Raw genomic sequence first — 20,968 nt, 5'->3', positions numbered from 1 at the left:
GTCGATCGGGGGAGAGGAAGGTGCCAAGCTGTCCCTCGGACCAAGAACATGGACCTTGGGCCGGCGCTTATCTGCGGCGAAAACTCACAGACCGTTGTCCTTCAGCACCTGGGCGGCGTTTTCCTTGGTGATCTTCTGCGTCGGCAAGGTGATGGTCTTTTCCACCTTCTCGCCGTTGAGGAACTTGATCGCCTGGCGCAAGCCTTCCGCGCCCGGGGTGACATAGGTGAAAGTCGCCGTCAGCTCGCCCTTGTTCACCATCTGCACGCCTTCGTTGGGCAGGCCATCGATGCCGATGAACTTGATGTCCTTCTCGCGGCCGACATCCTTGGCGGCGAGATAGGCGCCGTAGGCCATCGGGTCGTTGTGGCCGTAGACGAGATCGATCTTCTCGTTGGTCTTCAGCGCGTTGGCCATCAGATTGTAGGCCTGGTCCTGCTTCCAGTCGCCCGATTGCTGGTCGAGCAAATATTTGATGCCCGGTTCCTTGTCGGTGAATTCATGGAAGCCGTCATGGCGGTCATGCGCCGGCTGGGTGCCCATGCCGCCCCAGATCTCGACGACATTGCCTGCTGCCTTGCCCTTGCCACCGAGCAGTTCGACGGCGTATTCGCCGGCCGCCCGCCCGATCAGGGCATTGTCGCCGCCGACGAACTGCGTGTAGTCCTTGGTGTCGACATTGCGGTCGAGCACGAAGACCGGGATCTTGGCGTCGATCGCCTGCTGCACGACGCCGGTCAGGCCGGCGGATTCTTTCGGCGAGACCAGCAGCGCGTCGACTTCCTGGCGGATCAGGTTCTCGACGTCGGCGACCTGTTTCTCAGTCTTGTCCTCGCCGTCGGTGATGATCAGCTCGACCTCCGGATGCTTGGCGGCCTCGGCAATGATGTCCTTGTTGAACTGGGCGCGCCAGGGCTCGATGGTGGTCACCTGCGAGAAGCCGATCTTCCACTTCTTGTCCTGGGCGAAGGCATGGCCGGTGGAGAGCAGTGCCGTGGTGGTCAGCAATGCCGCGCCGAGTGCAGCAAGCTTCAGCATGTCACGTCGTTTCATTTCTTGTTTCCTCCGAGATTGAGAGACGGTGTCTCTTGCGACGGCCGTTTTGCGGCGGCCGTTTCCTTGTGCGCTGCTCCGGGCAGGCGCAGATAGGCCATGAGATCGCCGGCATTGCGCTCCTGCACGAGCACGGTGCCGATGATGATCATCCCCTTCAGCACCAGCTGAAGGTTCGAATTGATGTTGTGGAGCTGCAATATGTTGGACAGCAGCCCGAAGATCAGCACGCCGCAGAAGGTGCCTATCAGGCTGCCGCGTCCGCCCATCAGGCTGGTGCCGCCGATGACCACGGCCGCGATGGCGTCGAGTTCCAGCCCGGCGCCGGCATCCGGCTTGCCTTGCCGGTACTGCGCCACGTAGAGCACCGCTGCGATCCCGGCGAGCAGGCCTGATATGGCATAGGTGGCGATCTTGACCCGGCCGGCGGCGATGCCGGAGAGCCTGGCCGCCTCCTCGTTGCCGCCGATCGCATAGACATAGCGGCCGAACGGCGTGAAGCGCAGGACCGCGCCATAAATGACGATGGCGCCGAGGAAGAACAGGCCGGGCATCGGGATGACGCCGAACACCAGCGAGCGCAGCATCTCGAAATCGGCGGTTGCGTTGGAACCGGTATAGACCGGCAGCACGGCATTGTTCTGGCCAGCGGTGAGCCGGGCGATGCCGAGCGCCGTCACCATCATCGCCAGCGTGACGATGAACGGCTGCAGCCGACCGCCGACGATGATGAAACCGTTGATGGCGCCGAACAGCAGGCCGACGCAGGGCGCCACCAGCAGCACGCCGAGAACGCCGAATTTGGGCTCGATCTGCGGCAGCAGGTACCACAACGAAAGACAGCACAGGACGACGCCGACGGTTGCCGGCGTGACCAGGCCGCGAACGGTGTCCAGCCTGACATCGCGAACGGCGGCATCCGCCCCGGCGCGGGACTTCTCCACATTGAGGAAGATGAAGCGCGTGATGACGAAGCCGAGGCACAGCGCGACCAGGGCGACGGTCGGCACGCCCAGCACGACGCCGGGCGTCACGCCCGGAACCGTCAGCAGCATGGCGCACACCACCGAGCAGATGGCCATCAGCGAACCGACGGAAAGGTCGATGCCGCCGGTTATAATGACAGCCGTCATGCCGGTGGCGATCAGCCCGGTGGTCGACACTTGCCGCAGCACGTCGAGCAGATTGCCGTAGGAGAGGAAGATGTTGTTGCCTTTGGAGCTGACCGGCGAGCCCAGCACGCCAATCAGGAAGATGGCGATCAGGCCCCAGTAGAGCTTGGTGCGGGATAGGAGTTTCAGTGCGGTCATGCGGCGGGTCTCGATAGGGTCCGGCGCGGTGCCGCGAGGCGCATGATGGCCTCCTCGCTCGCCGCGTCGCGCGAAAGGATGCCTGTCTGGCGGCCGTCGGACATGACCAGGATGCGGTCGGAAAGATGCAGCAATTCCGGCAGCTCGGAGCTGATGACGGCTATGGCTAGGCCCTCTCGCGCCAGCCGGAAGATGAGGTCGTAGATCTCGCGTTTGGCGCCGACATCGATGCCGCGCGTCGGCTCGTCGAGCAACAGCACCCTAGGCCTGGTCGCCAGCCACTTGCCGATGACGACCTTCTGCTGGTTGCCGCCCGACAGCGTGCCCGCGGGCTGGTCGATATCCCGGCAGCGGATGCCGAGGGCCTTGACCGCCTGCCGCGTCAGCCCCTGCTCTCCGGCCAGCGAGCGAATGCCGAAGCGCGCCAGCGCGCCGACCAGGGGCAGCGCCACATTGTCCGATATCGAGGCCTGCAGGTGCAGGCCTTGCGTCTTGCGGTCCTCGGTCACCAGCGCGATGCCGAGGCGTCTTGCATCGCGCGGCGAGCGGATATCCACCGGCTGGCCATCGAGCCGGATCTCGCCGCCGGCACGGCCATCGCTCGAGCCGAAGATCGCTTCCATGATCTCGGTGCGGCCTGAGCCCAGCAACCCGCCAATGCCGAGGATTTCTCCGGCGGCCACATCGAAGCTGACGCCGCCGATCACCTGCCGCCAGCCTTGGCGGTCGGGCTTCGACAGCGACAGGTCGCTGACCGAAAGCACGGTCCTGCCGCCAGGGTCCCGCTCACCTTGGGAGGATGCGAGCAGGTCCCGTCCGACCATCGCCGAAATGATGGCGTTTTCGTCGAGTTCGGCCATCGGCCGCGTCAGCACATGGCGTCCGTCGCGGAAGACGGTGACGCGACCGGCCAGATGCATCACCTCGTCGATGCGGTGCGAAATGTAGACGATGGCGACGCCGCTATCGGCAAGCTGGCCGATGATGCGGAACAGCCGCTGGCATTCGGCCGGCGACAAGGCCGAGGTCGGCTCGTCCATGATCAGGATGCGCGCCGACATCGACAGCGCCTTGGCGATTTCGACCAGTTGCTGTTCGCCGACACGCAAGGCGCCGACGCGAGCGTCCGGATCGAGTTCGATGCCGAGCCGCCGCAGGAGGGCGCTTGCCGCGCGGCTGCTCGCCTTGCGGTCGACGATCAGCCCGGCGATCAGCTTCTCACGGCCAAGAAAGATGTTGTCGGCGACGCTGAGCTCCGGCACCAGGTTGAGTTCCTGGTGGATGATGGCAATGCCGGCATCCTCGGCGTCGCGCACGCCGGCGAAGCCGACCGGCCGGCCATCAACGCTGACCGTGCCTTCATAGCCGGTATAGACGCCGGAGAGGATCTTCATCAGTGTCGATTTGCCGGCACCGTTCTCGCCCATCAGGGCGTGGACTTCGCCGCGTCGCAGTTCGAAGCCGACATCGACGAGCGCGGTGATGCCGCCAAAGCTCTTTGAAATATGCTCGGCGCTCAGAACGATGTCCGGCCGATCCGATGCCGCATTGCGCTTCGAAGAAGGGGAACTGCTCTCTTGCATGACAATGGCGGCCTCCCTTCCGTCGTCGTCAACTCTAGGCAAACGCTAATCTAAACGTTTCGATAGTGTCAAGCCGATATCAGGTGCCAGAAGTTTGATGCATTTCGATTCTTGCTTAAAAAGAGAGGATTCCGTAGGTATTGGCGGCAAAGGGGTGACGAAACGTTTCGAAAATGACTGCGTCAGGGCGAAAAAAACACCGCAAATCCACCGCGCCCACCATGCTCCACGTGGCTGAAGCGGCGCGTGTTTCGGTCGCCACCGTGTCGGCGCTGATCAATGGTACGGCGACCGTCAGCCCGGAGCTCAGCCAGCGTATCGAACAGGCAATCCGCGATATCGGCTACAAGCGCAACGCCATCGCCCGCAGCCTGAAGATGGGCACGACCCGCACCATCGGCCTGACCGTCCCGCACATCACCAATCCGTTCTTCACCGCCGTCGTTTCGGTGATCCAGCAGGCCTTCGACCGTGCCGGCTATGCCGTCATGCTGTGCTGCACCGACGAGGATTTGAACACCCAGGACGACCAGATCAGGCTGCTGCTCGACCGCATGGTCGACGGGCTCATCGTGGCCCGCGTCGGTGACGGTGCGATCCTCGAGCGGATCGTCGTCGACGCCAATGTGCCGGTCGTGTTGCTGGACCGCCTGTGCGAGGGCGTCGACACCGACGCCGTGGTTCTCGACAACCAGCGCGCGGTGTTCGATGCCATCACCTATCTGATCGATCTCGGCCATCGGCGGATCGGCTACATTACCGGCACCTCGGATATTTCACCCATGCATGACCGGATGACCGGATATTGCGAGGCGCTCCAGGCCGCCGGCTTGCCGGTGGCCGAGGAGCTGGTTCGCTCCGGCAATTTCCACGAGATCGACGGCTACAACGCGACCATGCAGCTGCTGTCGCTGCACGACCGGCCAAGCGCCATCTTCTCGGCCAACAACCCGATGGTGATCGGCACGATGAAGGCGATCCGCGACATCGGCCTGTCCTGTCCGGAGGACATTTCTGTAGCCTGCTTCGACGATTTTCCCTGGTCCGACGTGTTCCAGCCGCAACTGACGACGGTGGCGCAGCCGGTTCAGGCGATCGGCGAACAGGCGGCCAATCTGCTGCTCGACCGTCTCGCCGGCAACAGGGACGCGCCGCCGCGCAAGCTCGTCCTCAAGGGCCGTTTGATGATCCGCAATTCATGCCGCCCGCTTGGGGCGGTGGTGCAGAGCTTGAGTGCCTGAGCATGACGCCGAAAGGGTGAAGCGGTTTTCGGGTAATTGATCAGGGCGTGAAGACACCGGAACACAGTTCCTGCAGCTTCGAAAACACGCCTTTGCCGCCGGTGATAATTTGTGTCCCGCTCTGCAACACCGTCTTCGGATCCGCCTTCAGGATCGTGCCGCCGGCCTCCTCGATCAGCAGCATGCCGGCGAGGCAGTCCCAAGGGTTCATGTGTTCCTCCACATAGCCAAGCAGCCGGCCCGAGGCGACATAGGCAAGCATCAGCGCGCCTGACGCGTTGCGGAAGAAGACGCCGCCCTCGGCCAGGATCTTCTTGATCAGCACGGCGATGTTCTCGGCTTCGGCCCGGTTTGAGAAGCCGGTGCCCACCGAGCCCTCTTCCAGGCTGGTGGCCGCACTCGTCTTGATCGGCCTGCCGTTGACAAAGGCGCCGCCGCCCAGCCTTCCGTGGAAGGTCTCGCCGGTCGCGGGCTCGTGAATGACGCCGACGATCGTCTCGCCATCCCTTGCGCAAGCGATCACCACGCACCAGGCCGGAATGCCGCGTACGAAATTGGCGGTGCCGTCGATGGGGTCTATGACCCAGGCATGGCCGGTCGAGCCGGCCACCGAGGCGTGCTCCTCGCCGATAATGCCGTCTTGCGGATAGTCGGCGGCGATTGCAGCGCGGATGAACAGCTCGACCTCGCGGTCGGCCTGCGAGACCAGGTCCTGATGGCCTTTGCTCTCGATGGTCAGGCTGTCGAGATCGCGGAAATATTTCAGGCCGAGTTCGCCGGCGCGCCGCGCCAGGTCGATGGCAAACTGCTCGCGTCTGTCGAGATCATGGGGCAAGGCAAGGCTCGCTGCTGCAAAGGATACCCCGCACTTAGCAGAGCATCGACGTCGGCAAAAGCTCTAGGCCGCCTGTTCAAGCCGCTTGCGACAACGATCTGTGCGCCTCCGCCAAAATCTCGAAGGAGCGCACGCGAGCGGCGTGGTCTGATATCTGCGCTGTGATCATCAGCTCGTCGGCGCCGGTGCGCCGCACGAACGCATCGATGCCTTGCCGGACTGTTTCCGGTGAGCCGACGACGGCGCAGGACAGCGCCTGGCTGAGCATGGACTTAGCCATGGGGTCGAGATCCCGGTCATAGTTCTCGACCGGTGGCGGCAATTTTCCCGGCCTGCCGGTGCGCAGATTGACGAAGGCCTGCTGCAGCGAGGAGAACAGCAGCCGCGCCTCGGCGTCGGTGGGTGCCGCAAAGACGTTGAGGCCGAGCATGACATGCGGCTTTTCGAGCTGCTCCGACGGCTGGAAGCGCGAGCGGTAGATGTCCAGCGCATGATCGAGTTCCGCCGGCGCGAAATGCGAGGCGAAAGCGTAGGGCAGGCCGAGCATGGCGGCGAGTTGCGCGCCGTAGATGCTGGACCCAAGAATCCAGATCGGCACCGTCTGGCCCTCGCCGGGCACGGCGCGCAGACGCTGGCCTTCCTCTGCCGGCAGGAAATAGCCCATCAGCTCGACGACATCCTGCGGGAAATTGTCGGCGCCGGCCTCGAGATTGCGGCGCAGCGCGCGCGCCGTGTTCATGTCGGTGCCGGGAGCGCGACCGAGGCCAAGGTCGATGCGGCCGGGAAACAGGGCGGCGAGCGTGCCGAATTGCTCGGCGATCACCAGCGGCGCATGGTTGGGCAGCATGATGCCGCCGGCGCCGACACGGATGGTTTTGGTGCCGCCGGCGACATGGGCGATGACGACCGATGTGGCCGCACTGGCGATGCCTGGCATGTTGTGATGTTCGGCCAGCCAGTAGCGTTTGTAGCCGAGCCGCTCGGCGTGGCGGGCGAGATCGAGCGAATTGGCGAGCGATTGCGAGGCATCGCTGCCTTCGACGATCGGCGACAGGTCGAGAACGGACAGTTCGGTCATATACTGGTCTCCACGATCTTCTTCTCGCGCACCCGGGCCTCGAAGGCCTTGCGGTCGGGAATGGTGATGCCGAGTTGGCCTTCCAGCGTGTCGGCAAGTTCGGCGGCGGTGGCGATCTGCTTCTGCTCGGTGCGGCCATCGATGTGATGGATCGACAGGCGATTCCCCCGCAAGCCGTAGCGCCGGTCGGGCGCGGCGCGGGCCGCTATGACGGAGGTGAGGAAATGCGATGCTGGGTTGGTCGACAGGAAGTAATTGGTGACGGAATAGTCGACCTCATAGTTCGGCTGCAGGTCGAAGCGATACAGCGAGCGCCAGTCGCCGCCGATCGAGGCCTGCAGGCGAAAATGATCGCCGGCCTCGACAATGCGGAATGTCTCGTGCGGCGTTTTTTGTTCGCGGCCGGGCTCCAGCAGCAGAGGCGCCGTAAGCGTCAGGCCGCCGAATCCGACGTCGGCGATATAGGTGTGGCCGTCGAGCTCAACGCGCAAAAGCATGTGGCTACGCGCCGTGATGGCGTCGTCGCTCTGACCCCAAAGCACACGCGCGGCAAGGCCGCCGACCTTGAAGCCGAGCGCCTTCAACGCGTGCAAGAGGAGGAGATTGTGCTCGAAGCAATAGCCGCCACGCCCACCAAGGACGATCTTGCCCTGCAGCGAGGCGGCATCCAATCGGACCGGCCGTCCCAGAAACGGATCCATATTCTCGAACGGGATCGCCTGCGGATGCAGGAAATGGAGCGTCTTTAGCGTGTCGAGCGAAGCTTCCGTGGAACCGGCGTGGCCGATCCGGGCGAAATAGGCTTCGAGGTCGAAGGGAACGTCGTTCATCGGGAAGGCACCGGGCACTGATCGGCCGGATATAGGCATTCGATCCCGCCGTCGCAAACCGTGCGCCGGTTATCCGGCTGCCGCGACGTCCTGCTCGTCGGCTTCGTCCTCAACGACCGCCGTGTGTTGTGCGGCGAGAAAATTGCCGACGTGACTGAGGCTCTCGAAATGATCGCAGAACACCTTGACGACGACCAGCAGCGGCACCGCCATCAACGCGCCGACAAAGCCCCACAGCCATGACCAGAATGCGATGGCGATGAAGATCGCAACGGCGTTGATCTCGAGCCGCCGCCCGACCACCATCGGCGTCACGAACTGGCCTTCGATGATGTCGCACAAAACCAGGAAGGCAGGCGCCAACAGCGCATAGGCGATCGTGTCGAAGGTGATGAGCGCGATGACGGTGACCAGGACAAGCGTGATCATGGCCCCGACATAGGGCAGGAAATTGAGCAGGGCGGCCGCCGCGCCCCAGACCAAGGGATTGGGCATGCCGAGAGCCCACAGGCCGAGGCCGATGACCGTGCCGAGGCCGGTGTTGATGATGGTGACGGTGAGGAGATAGTGCGAGATTTCCCGCTCGACGTCGTAGACGACGCGCAGCGCCCGCTTCTTCTCGGTGAGGCTGGCGAAGGACTGGATGATCTTCTCATAGAACATCGTACCCGAGGCGAGCAGGAACAGCGACAGCACGAAGATGATCGTCAGGCTTGTTCCAGCCGACAGGATGTTGCTCGCCGCCGACGAGAAGAAGCCGGACTGCGCTACCGCGACCTTTTGCACGCCCGGTTCCTGCGTTGTCTCGGTGAGCCCTTCGATCTGGTGCGCAATGTCCATGATCCTCTCGAGAGGCCGTCGCAGCTGCGCCAACCGCTCGGTCAGCTGCTGGCCGATGGACGATGTGTTGTTGATGAGATCGATAATGGGCCCACTGAGCACATAGCCGGCGCTCGCGAAGACGAAGATGGACACAAGCACCAGAAGCGTCGCCGAAACCACTTCGGGAATGCCGCGCTTGCGCAGCAGTCTTACGATCGGGGTCAGCGTCAGCGCCAGCAGGAAGGCCAGGATGACCGGCATAAAAAAAGCGCGCGCGAAATAGAGCGCATAGACGGTCATGAACAGGAAGATACCGATGAGCAACGAGCGCATCAGGCGCGTATCGGCACGCGCCGCCACACGCGACTCTTCAGCTTCGGCAACGCCTGCGCCCAAAGCGGCGGGTTCGGCCTTCATCGCGATCCCCTCGGCGGGCACATCACAACTGATGCAATCCGCAGACGGAAACGCCAGCGCTGCTTCAAGGTTCCGTTAGCCGGCACTGATGGCGTGGCCGCCGTCGAGCGGGGGCGCCGTCAAGATAGCTCAAACCGTCGGCTCGGCTGCGAGCGTTCCACGATTACATGCCGTGTAATTGAGTCCGGGCAGGCGACGGGCCTAGTACGGGAGCAGGCCTTCGCAACCCAAGGGCTCGCAAGGCCGGCGCGGCGAGGATGTCGCCGGCTCGGTTACGCCCTACCCCTGAAAGAGGACATCACGATGCAAAGATTTACCCTTCAAACAGCCGAGTCGGCGCCGGAGAAATCCAGGCCCGCGTTGAAGGCGCTCGAGGAGAAGTTTGGCTTTCTTCCGAACGTCATGGCGACGATGGCCAACAATCCGGTTCTCCTCAACGGTTTCGTCAGCAGCTTCGGCAGTTTCCACGGCGGGAGCTTCGACGAGATCGAAAAGCAGGTGCTGCTGCTGACCAACGCGGTCACCATCAAATGCCCCTGGACCGTCGCCGCGCATTCGACATTCGCCATCGAGGATGGGATTGCGGAAAGCGAAGTCAAGGCGATCCGGGATGGCAGGTTGCCGACGGACCCGAAATATGCGGCACTCTCGGCCCTGACGAGGGCACTGATCGAAAACAAGGGAAATGTGAGTGACGCGGACATCGATGCGTTTACTTCGGCGGGCTATTCGGAAGCCCAGATCCTGGAAGTGGTAACCGGTGTCGGCGTCTCCACCATGGCGGCAACCACCACCAACATGGCCGGCACGCCGATCGAAGAGCGCTTCCAGCCGCAGGCATGGTCTCCCGCCGCCGTGATTGCCGCCTGACCCGATCGACGGCGCATGGATCTTCTGGTGCATGCGCCGTCAAGCGATGCGTTATCGCATGGCGTGTATCGTTCGAGGGACTGCGAGGACAGCGGGATATGAGGATCAATTCCAGAACGGCCATGACACCCGACCTGGGCACGCTCTTGCGTTACTGGCGCGATGTGCGTGGCAGAAGTCAGCTTGATCTATCCCTCGATACGGGCATTTCGCAAAGACAGATCAGCTTCATCGAAAGCGGACGCAGCGTTCCCGGCCGTGAGACCTTGATGGCGATCGCCGGGGTGCTCGATGTCCCTTTGCGCGAGCGCAATGCCCTGCTTTTGGCGGCAGGCTACGCGCCGATGTTCCCCGAAGGCGCCTGGAACTCCATGGAAATGAAGAGCGTCACCGATGCCCTGACGCGCATCCTGCGCCAGCATGAACCCTATCCGGCGCTGGTCATGGACCGGTACTGGAATGTGCTGATGACCAACGAAGCCGCACCGCTCTTCTTCGGCTGTTTCCGCGACATGGCCGCTCGGGAAAGGCCGCGCAACATGCTTCACCTCATGTTCGATCCCGAAGGCATGCGCCCGTTCGTCGCCAATTGGCCTGATGTGGCGCGGAGCCTGTTCGAGCGGGTCTATCGCGAATCCATTGGCCGCGTCGTCGACGAAAAGACCAGGGAGTTGCTGACGGCGTTGCTCGCCTACCCGGACGTGAACAGCGATTGGAAAAATCCGGTGGCGATCGGCTTCATGCCGGTCATTCCGCTTGGCTTCATCAAGGACGGTCGCCGCCTGGACTACTTTTCGATGGTCACCACGGTCGGCACCCCCCAAACCGTCGCCGCCCAGGAACTGCGCATCGAGTGTATGTTCCCAGCCGACGAGGCGACCGAAATCCATCATGCCGCGATGATGGATGCGGCAGCGCATGGGATAACGCTATAAGCCTGCCCACCGCGAGCGGATGGAATGAGGCCCTGTTCTCGCGGGCCTCATCACGTTCACGCGACAGGCGCCGCCACGGGCGGGGCGGCCTTCGCCGTTTCCTTGCGCACCATCGGCGCCACCTTGGTGCCGTAGAGCTCGATCGCCTTCATGATCTTGGCGTGCGGCATGGTGCCGATCGCCATCTGCAGCAGGAAGCGGTCGTTACCGAACACCCTGTGCTGGGTCACGATCTTTTCCGCCACCTGCTCCGGATTGCCGACGAACAGCGCGCCGTCCGGACCACGCGACTGGTCGAAATGCGCACGCGATGTCGGACCCCAGCCGCGCTCACGGCCGATGCGGTTCATCACTTCGGCCTGGGGGCCGTAGAAGTCGTCCGCCGCCTGCTCGGTCGTCTTGGCGATGAAGCCATGCACGTTGATGCTTGTGGCCAACCCTGCCGGATCGCTGCCGGCGCGCTTGGCGGCCTCACGGTAGAGGTCGAACAGCGGCGCGAATCGCGCCGGTTCGCCCCCGATGATGGCAAGCGCCAGCGGCAGGCCGAGCGCGCCCGCCCGAGCGGCCGATTGCGGCGTTCCGCCAATGGCGATCCAGACCGGCAGCCTGTCCTGGAAGGGCCTGGGATAGACACCGCGATCGTTGATCGGCGCGCGCAGATTGCCCGACCAGGTAACCTTCACCTGATCGCGGATGGTCAGCAGCAGGTCGAGTTTTTCGGCGAACAATTCGTCATAGTCTTCGAGATTGTAGCCGAACAGCGGGAAGGATTCGATGAACGAACCTCGCCCGGCCATGATCTCGGCGCGGCCGCCCGACAAAAGGTCGAGCGTGGAAAACTGCTGGAAAACGCGCACCGGATCGTCGGAGGACAATACGGTCACCGCACTGGTCAGCTTGATGCGCTTCGAATGCTCCGCCGCTGCGGCCAAAGCCACGACCGGTGCCGAGGCGGCATAGTCCGGCCGATGGTGTTCGCCGAGGCCGAAGACGTCGAGCCCGACCTGGTCGGCGAGTTCGATCTCCTCGATCAGGTTGCGCAGCCGCTCATGCGGGCCGATGGCGCCCGGACCCGGCTGCGGGCTGACGTCGGCGAAGGTGTAGAGACCGAGTTCCGTTAAGTGTCATCCTGCTNGAGCATGATGTCGTCCGAAAACCGCTTCATCCTTTCGGCATCATCCTTCAGAGGTAACGACGCGTCTGTCGCGCCGCCAGAGGCTGGCTGGTGAACAGTGCATGTCGATTTCGGCGGAAAATGCGTCTCCCGGGTGCAACATCCCGGAATTTCATGGCTGGCATACCGTTTTGGCGCTTGAACTCCCGGTTTTCGCGCGTATGTAAGCGTCGCGAATAGACTTCAAGGAAGTGGACTTGGCTATCTACAGGGAAAAAGACATTTTCGAGCGGCGCAACGCCGCGACCGAGGCAAAGAAGGCGCTTCTGGAGCGCTTCAAGTCAAAGCCGGCAGCAGACGATCCCGCGGTGCTCGCACGACAGGCCGAACGCAAGGCGATCCTTGCGGCTCGTGAGATACGCGAGGCCGAGAAGGCCAAGCTGAAGCAGGAAAAGCTGGCACGCGAGGCGATTGAGAAAGCCGAGCGTGAGGCAGCAGCCGAAGCTGCGCGCATTGCCGCCGAAGAGGCCGCGCAAGCCGATGCCAAGCTTCGGGAAGCTGAAGAGAACGAGCGTATCTCTCGTTTGCTTGCCGACGAAGCCGAGCGCAAGGCAAAGCGCGACGCACGTTATGCGGCTCGCAAGCAGCGCACCGGCAGGACACCGCCCGGCTTTACGGGTCGCTAAGAGCGCACTCGTGTCGATCGATGATCAATGGGGACGCGCCGAGGCGCGGCCCTTTTTCGCGTTTGTCGTGTTGCCCACGGGAAGCCTCCCTGCATCCAGGGATGTCGATTCATGGATGTGATCTCGGTCGAGATAATCAGCCGGTGGACAGGGCCGTTCAGGCCGCGAATTTCAGCCCCATAATACCGCAGACGATCAAAGCGATGCAGCCGAGCCTGATCGCCGTCGCGGGCTCGCCCAGCAGCCAGATGCCGAGCAGCGCCGTGCCGACGGTGCCGATACCGGTCCACAGCGCATAGGCGGTGCCGACAGGCAGCGTCTTCAGCGCCAGGCCAAGCAAGGTCAAACTGACGATCATGGACGCGATCGTGAGCACGGTCGGAACAAACCTGGTGAAGCCGTCGGTGTATTTGAGCCCGATCGCCCAGCCGATTTCGAACAGGCCTGCGAAGAACAGAAGAATCCATGACATCGGAACGCTCCATCCAGAACATCCGGCCGAAAGGTCCTCGAATGCTCAATCACACAATGGGCGGGCCGTCCCAGCCGGATTTCGGGAAATGCGAGGTCGTCCCCGCATCGTCGCTATAGGGCGTCTGAACGCCCAATCAACAACTCACCGGCGGCATGTCGGACGCCGCCGGCGAAATCCATGCATGCTTTGCGATATCTACTTTTCCTTGATCCTCATCGCCTTGACCGGCGGCGCCTTCAGGGCCGGAGCGGCTACAGGCTTCTTGGCGTCTTTCTTTGGTTTGCGGGCTTCCTTGCCTGCCTTCATCGCACCTTTAGCCATGATTCGTTCCTCCAGTTGCGGGAAGCGGAGTGAAACAAGACAAAGGCCGGACTGCAAGAGGCGAGTGCCTGCTGCCGGCGCCGGCAGGCCGCTTTCAACCGATTTCTAATTTGCTCGTAAACCCCGGCTGTCCATGCCATGCTTGTCTTCGCACTGCAGCATCGACCCGTGCACCGCCGGGTGATCGTCAGGCAGGCCGGTCAGGACGACAATGCGGATCCATATCGGCTGTGAGATGAGCTTCGACTTTCCCCAGGAAACGCCGCTCATCGCAATGCTCAATGTCCACTATTCCCGCGCCTCCGATCTTGAGCGCCCGGATTTCCTGACCTCCAACCCGCCAGTGCCGATCGAGAGTTATCGCGACAGCTTCGGCAACTGGTGCAACCGGCTCGTCGCCCCGCCCGGGCGTTTCACTTTCGGTACGGATGCGGTAATCCGCGACTACGGCACATTCGAGATGCGCGAGTTGATGGCGTGGCAGCACGAGGTGCGCGACCTGCCGGCTGAAACGCTACTGTTCCTGCTGCCCAGCCGGTTTTGCGAAAGCGACCTCTTGGCAAGCGAGGCATGGCGGCTGTTCGGCCACATGCCATCAGGCATCCCGCGCGTGCAGGCGGTGTGCGATTTCGTCCACAACCACATCGTCTTCGACTACGGCAACGCACGAGTGACGCGCACCGCCGCGGAAGCCTGGCGCGAACGGAGCGGCGTGTGCCGCGATTTCGCGCATCTTGCCGTCACATTCTGCCGGGCACTCAATATCCCGACGCGCTATTGCACAGGCTACATCAGCGACATAGGCATGCCGAAGCCTTGGGCGAGCATGGACTTCTGCGCCTGGATGGAGGTCTATCTCGGCGGCCGCTGGCACGCTTTCGATCCGCGCAACAACGCGCCACGCATCGGCCGTATCCTGATCGCCTCCGGCCGCGACGCGGCGGATGTGCCGCTGACCCACATTTTCGGGCCAGGGTTGCTTACGGGCTTCAAGGTGTGGACCGACGAGGTCCAGGAATAGCTGGCCTTCCCGCCAGCCGGTTTCGAACACATTGAACGGCCCGACGATTGGCGCGTTGTGGTGGCTGTGCAACTCCGCGGCAGAGCCGCTACACTGTCTCGAAGAGGATAGAAGCTGCATGGCAGGGCACGGCGGCTCCAGAACGGTCATCTACGCGGCGCTCGCCGGCAATCTCGCCATAGCGCTGACCAAATTCGCCGCAGCCTTTTTCACCGGCAGTTCGGCCATGCTGTCGGAAGGCGTGCATTCGCTGGTCGATACAGGCAATGGCGGCCTGCTGCTCTACGGCATGCACCGGGCGGCACGCCCCGCGGACAGCTCGCACCCGCTCGGCCATGGCCGTGAACTCTATTTTTGGAGCTTCATCGTCGCCCTTCTGGTCTTCGCGCTGGGCGCCGGCGTGTCGTTCTACGAGGGCATCATCCACATCATGGCGCCAGAGCCGGTCGCCAACGCTAAAGTGAACTACATCGTTCTCGGCCTGTCCTTCGTGTTCGAAGGCAGCTCCTGGCTGGTGGCGCTGAAGGAATTCCGCAAGCAGAAGGGCAAGCTCGGCTGGCTGCAAGCTGTGCAATCGAGCAAGGATCCGAGCGTCTATACGGTGCTGTTCGAAGACAGTGCGGCCCTTCTCGGCCTGGCCGTCGCCTTTGCCGGCATATTGGCGGCGGAGATTTTCGAGATGCCCGAGCTCGACGGCGCCGCCTCGATCGGCATCGCGCTTATCCTCGGCACGACGGCAATCTTCCTGGCGCGTGAAAGCAAGGGCCTGCTCATCGGCGAGCCGGCCTCACCCGAGGTGCAGAGGAAGGTGCTGGCGATCGTCCAGCAGGATCCGGCGGTGCAGCGGGCGAACGGTGTGCTGACGGTGCATATGGGCCCGGAAGAAATCGTTGCCGGCCTGAGCATCGAATTCGAGGACCATTTGTCGGCGCCGGAGATCGAGGCCTGTGTCGAGCGCATCGAGGCGCGGTTGAAAAAAGAGATGCCTGAGATCTCGCGGCTGTTCGTCAAGCCGCAGACGTCAGGCACCTGGGAAAAGCGGCGCAAGCTGATCGAATCCGCGTCCGGATAGAATTCGAGTACGAACTTTTCCGACATCGCAGTCCACTTTTGGGGATTCTGGCCTCTGGACCAGCGCCCCGCCGTTGCCTCGTGTCCCCGTGCCGCTAAAATCAGCCGATCGATGTTGGAGGAATGACGATGAAGATCGACGGCGGCTGCCATTGTGGCGCCATCACCTATGAGGCGGAGGTCGACCCGGAAAAGACTTCGATCTGCCATTGTACCGATTGCCAGCAACTGACCGGTACGGCATTTCGCGTCACCGTTCCAGCGACAGGGGATCATTACCGGATCACCAGCGGCGAACCGAAAATCTACATCAAGACCGTGGCGAGCGGTGCCAAGCGAACGCAGGCTTTTTGTGCCGACTGCGGCTCGCATCTTTATGCGACATCGGTCGGCGACGGTCCGAAGGTCTATGGGATCAGGGTCGGACCTCGCGGCAGCGCCAGGACCTGGTCCCGAGACACCAGAAATGGCATCGCTCGGCGCTGCACTGGCTTCCGGAATTCGAGGGTATGACGACGGTCGAAGAGCAGTAGCGTTCAGTCGTCGCCTTCGACGACCCTCAACCTCAACTGCCCGGTCTTAGAATCGGCAACGCGCGGTGCGGCCTCCACCTTGGTGGTGCCGCCGCGCGGGGCGTCGGGCTCGCCTTCTCCGAATTCCAGCGCCTCGATCTTCTGGCCACGCTTGGTCACTTTCGAGGTCGAGACGAGTATGTCTTCGATGTCCTTGGCCGACTGGCCGAAATGGCCCTGCAATTTGCGCACGCGCTCGTCGACACGCTGGACGTCTTCCATCAGCCTGATGACTTCGCCCTGGATCAGATGCGCCTGCTCCCGCATGCGTGCATCCTTGAGGATCGCCTGGATGACCTGGATCGACAGCATCAAGAGCGAAGGCGAGACGATGATGACGCGGGCACGGTGCGCCTTCTGGACAACCGCTTCGAAGTTCTCGTGTATTTCGGCGAATACCGATTCCGACGGCACGAACATGAAGGCTGTGTCCTGGGTTTCGCCCTGGAGCAGGTATTTTTCCGAAATGTCTCGGATATGGACCTCGATATCGCGGCGAAAGGCCTGGGCCGCGACCTTCTGCAGGTCGGCGTTATCGGCGGCCCGGATCGCATTCCACGCTTCCAGCGGAAATTTGGCGTCGATGGCTAGCGACGGCGCCCCGTTCGGCATTTTCACCAGGCAGTCCGGCCGGCTGCCGTTCGACAGCGTCGCCTGGAATTCGTAGGCGCCGTGAGGTAGGCCGTCGGCGACGATCGCCTCCATGCGCGACTGGCCGAAAGCGCCGCGCGTCTGCTTGTTGGAGAGGATCGCCTGCAACTGCACGACCTGGCCGGCCAGCGACTGGATGTTGCCCTGCGCTGTGTCGATGATCGCCAGCCGCTCCTGCAGTTTCGCGAGGCTCTCATGAGTGGACTTGGTCTGCTCGGTCATGGTCTGGCCGATGCGGCCGGTCATGGCGTCGAGCCGCTGGCCGATGGACTGCGTCAATTCGGCTTGACGGGCGCCGAACACTTCGGCGATGGCGCCCATGCGGCCCTGCATCTCGGCCTGGGATTGGAGAATGCCGGCCATCCGCGCCTCGGCGTCGCGGGCATGGTCGGCGGCCTCCGCGGCGGCGGCCGCGCGCGCCTTGGCCGACCGCCACAGCGCAACGACGAGCGTCACGAACAAGCCGAGAAACAGCAACGCGCCGAAGGCCAGCGCGTGGCCAAGCGTGATTGTCGAGGCGCCGAGCCGTGCGACGGGCTCCGAAAGGATGGTGCTCAGATCATTCATGTGGACAGCATAGCCGATTCGGCGGTCTGGCACAGATCAAAACGTGAACGACGCGCAGGCGAACCGGTTGACGCCTTTCTATTGAGGTCTTAGGTGAAACGCCATGCCGATCAAGCCGCTTATCATTCTCCCCGATCCCATCCTGCGCCAGGTCTCCAAGCCGGTGGAGCGCGTCGACGCGCCCTTGCGCAAACTGGCCGACGATATGCTGGCGACCATGTATGACGCACCCGGCATTGGGCTGGCGGCAATCCAGGTCGGCGAGCCGCTGCGGATGCTGGTGATCGATCTCGCCAAGGAAGACGAAACCCCGGCGCCACACGTCTTCATCAACCCGGAAATTCTCGAAAGCGCCGACGCGCGCTCCGTCTACGAGGAAGGCTGCCTGTCGATCCCGGATTACTATGCCGAGGTCGAGCGCCCGGCTTCGGTGCGGGTCAAATATCTCGACCGCGACGGCAAGCTGCAGGAGATCGAGGCCGAAGGGCTGATGGCAACCTGCCTGCAGCACGAGATCGACCATCTCAACGGTGTGCTGTTCATCGACCACATCTCGAAGCTGAAGCGCGACATGGTGGTGAAGAAGTTCAAGAAGCTCGCCAGGGATAAGGCGCCGGGCAAGCTGGTGGGGTAGGGCAATGCCCCTTCGCGTCATCTTCATGGGCACGCCGGAGTTTTCGGTGCCGACGCTGCGCGCCATCGCCGAGGCCGGCCACGAGATTTCAGCCGTCTACACGCAGCCGCCGCGCGCCGCCGGCCGGCGCGGGCTGGAACTGACGCCGTCGCCGGTGCAGCGCGAGGCCGGGCGGCTTGGCATCGAGGCGCGCACACCGACCTCGTTGAAGAGCGAGGCCGAGCAGGCCGCTTTTGCCGACCTGGGCGCCGATATCGCCGTGGTCGTCGCTTATGGATTGCTGTTGCCCAAGGCAGTTCTGGAGGCGCCCCGGCTTGGCTGCGTCAACGGCCACGCATCGCTTTTGCCGCGCTGGCGTGGCGCCGCGCCCATCCAGCGCGCCATCATGGCTGGAGACACGCAGACCGGCATGATGGTGATGCGCATGGAGGCGGGGCTGGATACCGGTCCGGTCGGATTGGTTGAAAAATGCGCCATCGGCCCCGATATGACAGGCGGCGATCTGCATGATCGGTTGATGAGTGTCGGCGCTGCCCTGATGGTGGAAGCGTTGGCGCGGCTGGAACAGAACACCTTGGCATTTACCGCGCAGGCGGCCGAAGGGGTGACTTACGCCAGGAAAATCGATAAGTCCGAGACGCGCGTGGAGTGGACACGGCCCGCGGCCGAGGTTCACAACCATATTCGTGGCCTGTCGCCCTTTCCCGGCGCCTGGTCCGAGATTGAAATTGGCGGCCGCATGGAACGGCTGAAACTGCTTCGCTCGACGCTATCCGAAGGCGTGTCGCCTTCGGAAGATTTGGGCGAGTCGGGAGGAATTCTCGATGACCGGCTGACGGTCGCCTGCGGAAAAGGCGCGGTCAGGCTGGTCGAAGTTCAACGTGCGGGCGGAAAGCCCGCCGCCGCGTCGGAATTCCTGCGCGGAGCCAAGATCGAAAAAGGACTGAAATTCTCATGAGCATGATGTCGATACGCGCGGCGACGCCGCGGGACCGCGAGGCCATTCGCCTCGTCGAGGAACACGCTTTCGGCCAGCAGACGGAGGCCGGCCTGGTCGACGCGTTGGTGACCGGCGGTGACGCCGTCGTCGAACTGGTGGCGGAAGAAGACGGCCAGGTCGTTGGCCACATCCTGTTTTCGCGGCTGTTCGTGCGCCACGGCGGCAAGAGCTTTGCCGCCGTGGCGCTTGCCCCGCTGGCGGTGGAGCCGTCCTTTCACGGCTCCGGCATCGGCGGCGCGTTGATCCGGGAGGCCCATATCCGGCTCAAGGAGGCTGGCGAGACGCTGGCCGTCGTGCTGGGCGACCCGGCCTATTACGGCCGTTTCGGCTACAGCCATGCCCGTGCCGGGAAGTTCGAGAGCGAATACCAAGGCGAGGCGCTGCAGGCGCTGGCCTGGGGCGACGCTCCTGAAGCCGGCAGGCTGGTCTACGCTTCCGCCTTCACCGCTCTCGCCGCCTAGGCGAGAGCGTCGCCGTCCCGGAATGCCGCGTTTTCGCCTCGATATCGAATATGACGGCAGCCTGTTTGCCGGCTGGCAGCATCAGGCCGACCAGCCTTCGGTGCAGCAGGCGATCGAGCAGGCGATCGAGAATTTCTGCGGCGAGGCGGTCCGGCTGCGCGCCGCCGGCCGCACCGATGCCGGCGTGCATGCGAGCGCGCAGGTGGCGCATGTCGACCTTGCCAAGGCGTGGCCCGACGACAAGGTGCGCGATGCCGTCAATGCACACCTGCAGGCGGCCGGTGCGCGCATCGTCATCCTGAAGGCCACGATCGTCCCGGATGATTTCGATGCCCGTTTCTCCGCCATCGGTCGGCACTATCTCTACCGCATCCTCAATCGGCGGGCGCCCTCGGCGCTGGAGAAGGGTAAGGTATGGTGGGTGCCGAAGCGGCTCGATGCCGCCGCCATGCACGAGGCGGCGAAGCTCCTGCTCGGCCGACACGACTTCACCACCTTCCGCTCGACGCAGTGCCAGGCCACCAGCCCGATCAGAACATTGGAGCGGCTCGACGTGAGCCGAACGGGCGATGATCTCATCGAGGTGAGGGCATCGGCACGATCCTTTCTGCACAACCAGGTGCGCTCGATGGTCGGCTCGCTGAAGCGGGTCGGCGACGGCGGCTGGACATCGGGCGACCTCAAGGCGGCGTTGGAAGCGCGAGACCGCGCAGCCTGCGGCCAGGTAGCGCCGCCCGACGGGCTTTTTCTCATCGGCGTCGATTATCCGGGGTAGAACCCTGGTTCTATCCAGGATAAAGCCCGGAAAGGCTCTGGGCCCCGACATCGTCGGGCACGGAGATGCCAAGCAGCATCTGCAGTCCGAACAGCACCAGCAGCGAAGCGACGAACATGCCGACGAAAACGGCGGTGCCGAAGGCAGCGCCCCTGCCGATCGTCGCGTTGGTCATGCGCCAGGTCAGCACCATCGACAGGGAAAATAATAGCAGCGACACAAGGCTCGAGACTTGGCTTGTCGAGGACAGGAAGAGCCTGATCAGCGCCGAAGGCAGCATCAGCCAGGCGGTGATCGCCGAGGCCCAGTTGCTGGCGACGACATAGTGGACGAAGCGCCCGCCGATGCCGGCGCGCCGCGCCACCAAGGCGAGCGCCACCAGCGGCAGCACCCAGGAGCCGATATCGACCGTCGCCAGTCGCACCAGCATGCTGAAGCGGCCGGCGAAGGCATCGGGATCGCCGATCTCGTTGGCGATGCCGACCCAGCCGACGATCAGCGCCGGTGCCGCGACGATGATGGCGAAGAACGAATTCCAGAAGCCGTCGGCCGTCAGGTCGAGCAGGCGCAGGCCGTCGGCCTTGCCGAGCATCAGCCGCCAGGCGCCGGTCAGCGAAGCTTGGGTTTCGTCCGCCGAAAGCATGCT

General features: G+C 63.4%; 22 protein-coding genes and 1 pseudogene. 11 read left to right on the top strand and 12 right to left on the bottom strand.

Features of this window, described 5'->3' with window-relative positions:
- Window positions 1-84: 84 nt before the first annotated feature.
- From X739_RS160475 to X739_RS160485, 3 genes are read right to left on the bottom strand one after another with little or no spacing between them, the layout of a single operon-like run.
- Window positions 85-1,053, bottom strand: coding sequence for a substrate-binding domain-containing protein (locus X739_RS160475; RefSeq protein WP_023772253.1), 969 nt, complete (start codon window positions 1,051-1,053; stop codon window positions 85-87).
- Window positions 1,050-2,363 (bottom strand): ABC transporter permease, encoded by a 1,314-nt coding sequence (locus X739_RS160480; protein WP_023772254.1) that lies wholly within the window; start codon window positions 2,361-2,363, stop codon window positions 1,050-1,052. The genes X739_RS160475 and X739_RS160480 overlap by 4 nt, the downstream gene beginning before the upstream one ends.
- Entirely contained in the window at window positions 2,360-3,946 is a 1,587-nt protein-coding gene (locus X739_RS160485) for a sugar ABC transporter ATP-binding protein (protein WP_023793139.1), read from the bottom strand. Before X739_RS160485 ends, X739_RS160480 begins: the two co-directional genes overlap by 4 nt.
- Window positions 3,947-4,167: 221 nt before the next feature.
- On the opposite strand from X739_RS160485, the gene X739_RS160490 reads away from it, so the two are divergent.
- Window positions 4,168-5,187, top strand: coding sequence for a LacI family DNA-binding transcriptional regulator (locus X739_RS160490; protein WP_023772256.1), 1,020 nt, complete (start codon window positions 4,168-4,170; stop codon window positions 5,185-5,187).
- A 40-nt stretch (window positions 5,188-5,227) separates the two neighbouring features.
- Here X739_RS160490 and X739_RS160495 read toward each other — a convergent pair whose 3' ends face one another.
- The 4 genes from X739_RS160495 to X739_RS160510 all read right to left on the bottom strand — a co-directional run bounded on the left by X739_RS160495 (window position 5,228) and on the right by X739_RS160510 (window position 9,169).
- Window positions 5,228-6,022, bottom strand: a complete 795-nt coding sequence (locus X739_RS160495) for an inositol monophosphatase family protein (protein ID WP_023772257.1) — start codon at window positions 6,020-6,022, stop codon at window positions 5,228-5,230.
- Window positions 6,023-6,098: 76 nt separating this feature from the next.
- Window positions 6,099-7,100 (bottom strand): LLM class flavin-dependent oxidoreductase, encoded by a 1,002-nt coding sequence (locus tag X739_RS160500; RefSeq protein ID WP_023793138.1) that lies wholly within the window; start codon window positions 7,098-7,100, stop codon window positions 6,099-6,101.
- Complete coding sequence (locus X739_RS160505) at window positions 7,097-7,930, bottom strand: arylamine N-acetyltransferase (protein WP_023793137.1); 834 nt, start codon at window positions 7,928-7,930, stop codon at window positions 7,097-7,099. Before X739_RS160505 ends, X739_RS160500 begins: the two co-directional genes overlap by 4 nt.
- 69 nt (window positions 7,931-7,999) lie before the next feature.
- On the bottom strand, window positions 8,000-9,169 hold the full coding sequence (locus X739_RS160510) for an AI-2E family transporter (RefSeq protein ID WP_023793136.1): 1,170 nt from the start codon (window positions 9,167-9,169) through the stop codon (window positions 8,000-8,002).
- Between the two features lie 93 nt (window positions 9,170-9,262).
- Between X739_RS160510 and X739_RS160515 the strand changes: the two genes are divergently transcribed.
- Both X739_RS160515 and X739_RS160520 read left to right on the top strand, forming a co-directional pair.
- Window positions 9,263-10,039 carry a carboxymuconolactone decarboxylase family protein gene (locus X739_RS160515; protein WP_245273783.1) on the top strand — a complete coding sequence of 259 codons (777 nt, stop codon included), beginning with the start codon at window positions 9,263-9,265 and terminating at the stop codon, window positions 10,037-10,039.
- Between the two features lie 98 nt (window positions 10,040-10,137).
- Window positions 10,138-10,974 carry a helix-turn-helix transcriptional regulator gene (locus tag X739_RS160520; RefSeq protein WP_023793134.1) on the top strand — a complete coding sequence of 279 codons (837 nt, stop codon included), beginning with the start codon at window positions 10,138-10,140 and terminating at the stop codon, window positions 10,972-10,974.
- 56 nt (window positions 10,975-11,030) lie between these two features.
- Here X739_RS160520 and X739_RS0133805 read toward each other — a convergent pair whose 3' ends face one another.
- Window positions 11,031-12,035: an LLM class flavin-dependent oxidoreductase gene (locus X739_RS0133805; protein ID WP_051410562.1), complete on the bottom strand. Its 1,005-nt coding sequence runs from the start codon at window positions 12,033-12,035 to the stop codon at window positions 11,031-11,033.
- 310 nt (window positions 12,036-12,345) lie between these two features.
- Between X739_RS0133805 and X739_RS160525 the strand changes: the two genes are divergently transcribed.
- Entirely contained in the window at window positions 12,346-12,774 is a 429-nt protein-coding gene (locus X739_RS160525; protein ID WP_023772265.1) for a DUF6481 family protein, read from the top strand.
- Between the two features lie 157 nt (window positions 12,775-12,931).
- On the opposite strand, the gene sugE is transcribed toward X739_RS160525, so the two are convergent.
- Entirely contained in the window at window positions 12,932-13,246 is a 315-nt protein-coding gene (sugE, locus tag X739_RS160530; RefSeq protein WP_023793131.1) for a quaternary ammonium compound efflux SMR transporter SugE, read from the bottom strand.
- A 198-nt stretch (window positions 13,247-13,444) separates the two neighbouring features.
- Window positions 13,445-13,570, bottom strand: a complete 126-nt coding sequence (locus X739_RS1000000171120) for a hypothetical protein (RefSeq protein WP_023772267.1) — start codon at window positions 13,568-13,570, stop codon at window positions 13,445-13,447.
- A 211-nt stretch (window positions 13,571-13,781) separates the two neighbouring features.
- Between X739_RS1000000171120 and X739_RS160535 the strand changes: the two genes are divergently transcribed.
- From X739_RS160535 to X739_RS01000000165810, 3 genes and pseudogenes are all read left to right on the top strand, one after another.
- The gene (locus X739_RS160535; protein ID WP_023772269.1) at window positions 13,782-14,591 is read left to right on the top strand and encodes a transglutaminase family protein; all 810 of its coding nucleotides are present in this window, start codon (window positions 13,782-13,784) and stop codon (window positions 14,589-14,591) included.
- A gap of 118 nt (window positions 14,592-14,709) precedes the next feature.
- Window positions 14,710-15,663, top strand: coding sequence for a cation diffusion facilitator family transporter (locus tag X739_RS160540; protein WP_023793130.1), 954 nt, complete (start codon window positions 14,710-14,712; stop codon window positions 15,661-15,663).
- Window positions 15,664-15,791: 128 nt separating this feature from the next.
- Window positions 15,792-16,195, top strand: a pseudogene (locus X739_RS01000000165810) (GFA family protein).
- Between the two features lie 3 nt (window positions 16,196-16,198).
- Here X739_RS01000000165810 and X739_RS160545 read toward each other — a convergent pair.
- A complete protein-coding gene (locus X739_RS160545) occupies window positions 16,199-17,452 on the bottom strand; it encodes a DNA recombination protein RmuC (RefSeq protein ID WP_023793129.1) in 1,254 nt (417 codons plus the stop codon).
- Window positions 17,453-17,555: 103 nt separating this feature from the next.
- On the opposite strand from X739_RS160545, the gene def reads away from it, so the two are divergent.
- The 4 genes from def to truA are packed head-to-tail and all read left to right on the top strand — an operon-like array spanning window position 17,556 to window position 20,322.
- Window positions 17,556-18,086, top strand: coding sequence for a peptide deformylase (gene def / locus X739_RS160550; RefSeq protein ID WP_023772273.1), 531 nt, complete (start codon window positions 17,556-17,558; stop codon window positions 18,084-18,086).
- A gap of 4 nt (window positions 18,087-18,090) precedes the next feature.
- The gene (gene fmt, locus X739_RS160555; protein ID WP_023793128.1) at window positions 18,091-19,044 is read left to right on the top strand and encodes a methionyl-tRNA formyltransferase; all 954 of its coding nucleotides are present in this window, start codon (window positions 18,091-18,093) and stop codon (window positions 19,042-19,044) included.
- A complete protein-coding gene (locus X739_RS160560; protein ID WP_023772275.1) occupies window positions 19,041-19,547 on the top strand; it encodes an N-acetyltransferase in 507 nt (168 codons plus the stop codon). Before fmt ends, X739_RS160560 begins: the two co-directional genes overlap by 4 nt.
- Window positions 19,548-19,569: 22 nt before the next feature.
- Entirely contained in the window at window positions 19,570-20,322 is a 753-nt protein-coding gene (gene truA / locus X739_RS160565; RefSeq protein WP_023772276.1) for a tRNA pseudouridine(38-40) synthase TruA, read from the top strand.
- Window positions 20,323-20,332: 10 nt separating this feature from the next.
- Here truA and X739_RS160570 read toward each other — a convergent pair whose 3' ends face one another.
- Entirely contained in the window at window positions 20,333-20,965 is a 633-nt protein-coding gene (locus X739_RS160570; RefSeq protein WP_023772277.1) for a hypothetical protein, read from the bottom strand.
- Between the last annotated feature and the right edge of the window lie 3 nt (window positions 20,966-20,968).

Origin of the sequence: Mesorhizobium sp. LNHC209A00 (assembly GCF_000502915.1) — a bacterium.
In the GTDB taxonomy this organism is placed as follows: Bacteria; Pseudomonadota; Alphaproteobacteria; order Rhizobiales; family Rhizobiaceae; genus Mesorhizobium.
This window is presented reverse-complemented; position numbering and strand designations above follow the sequence as displayed.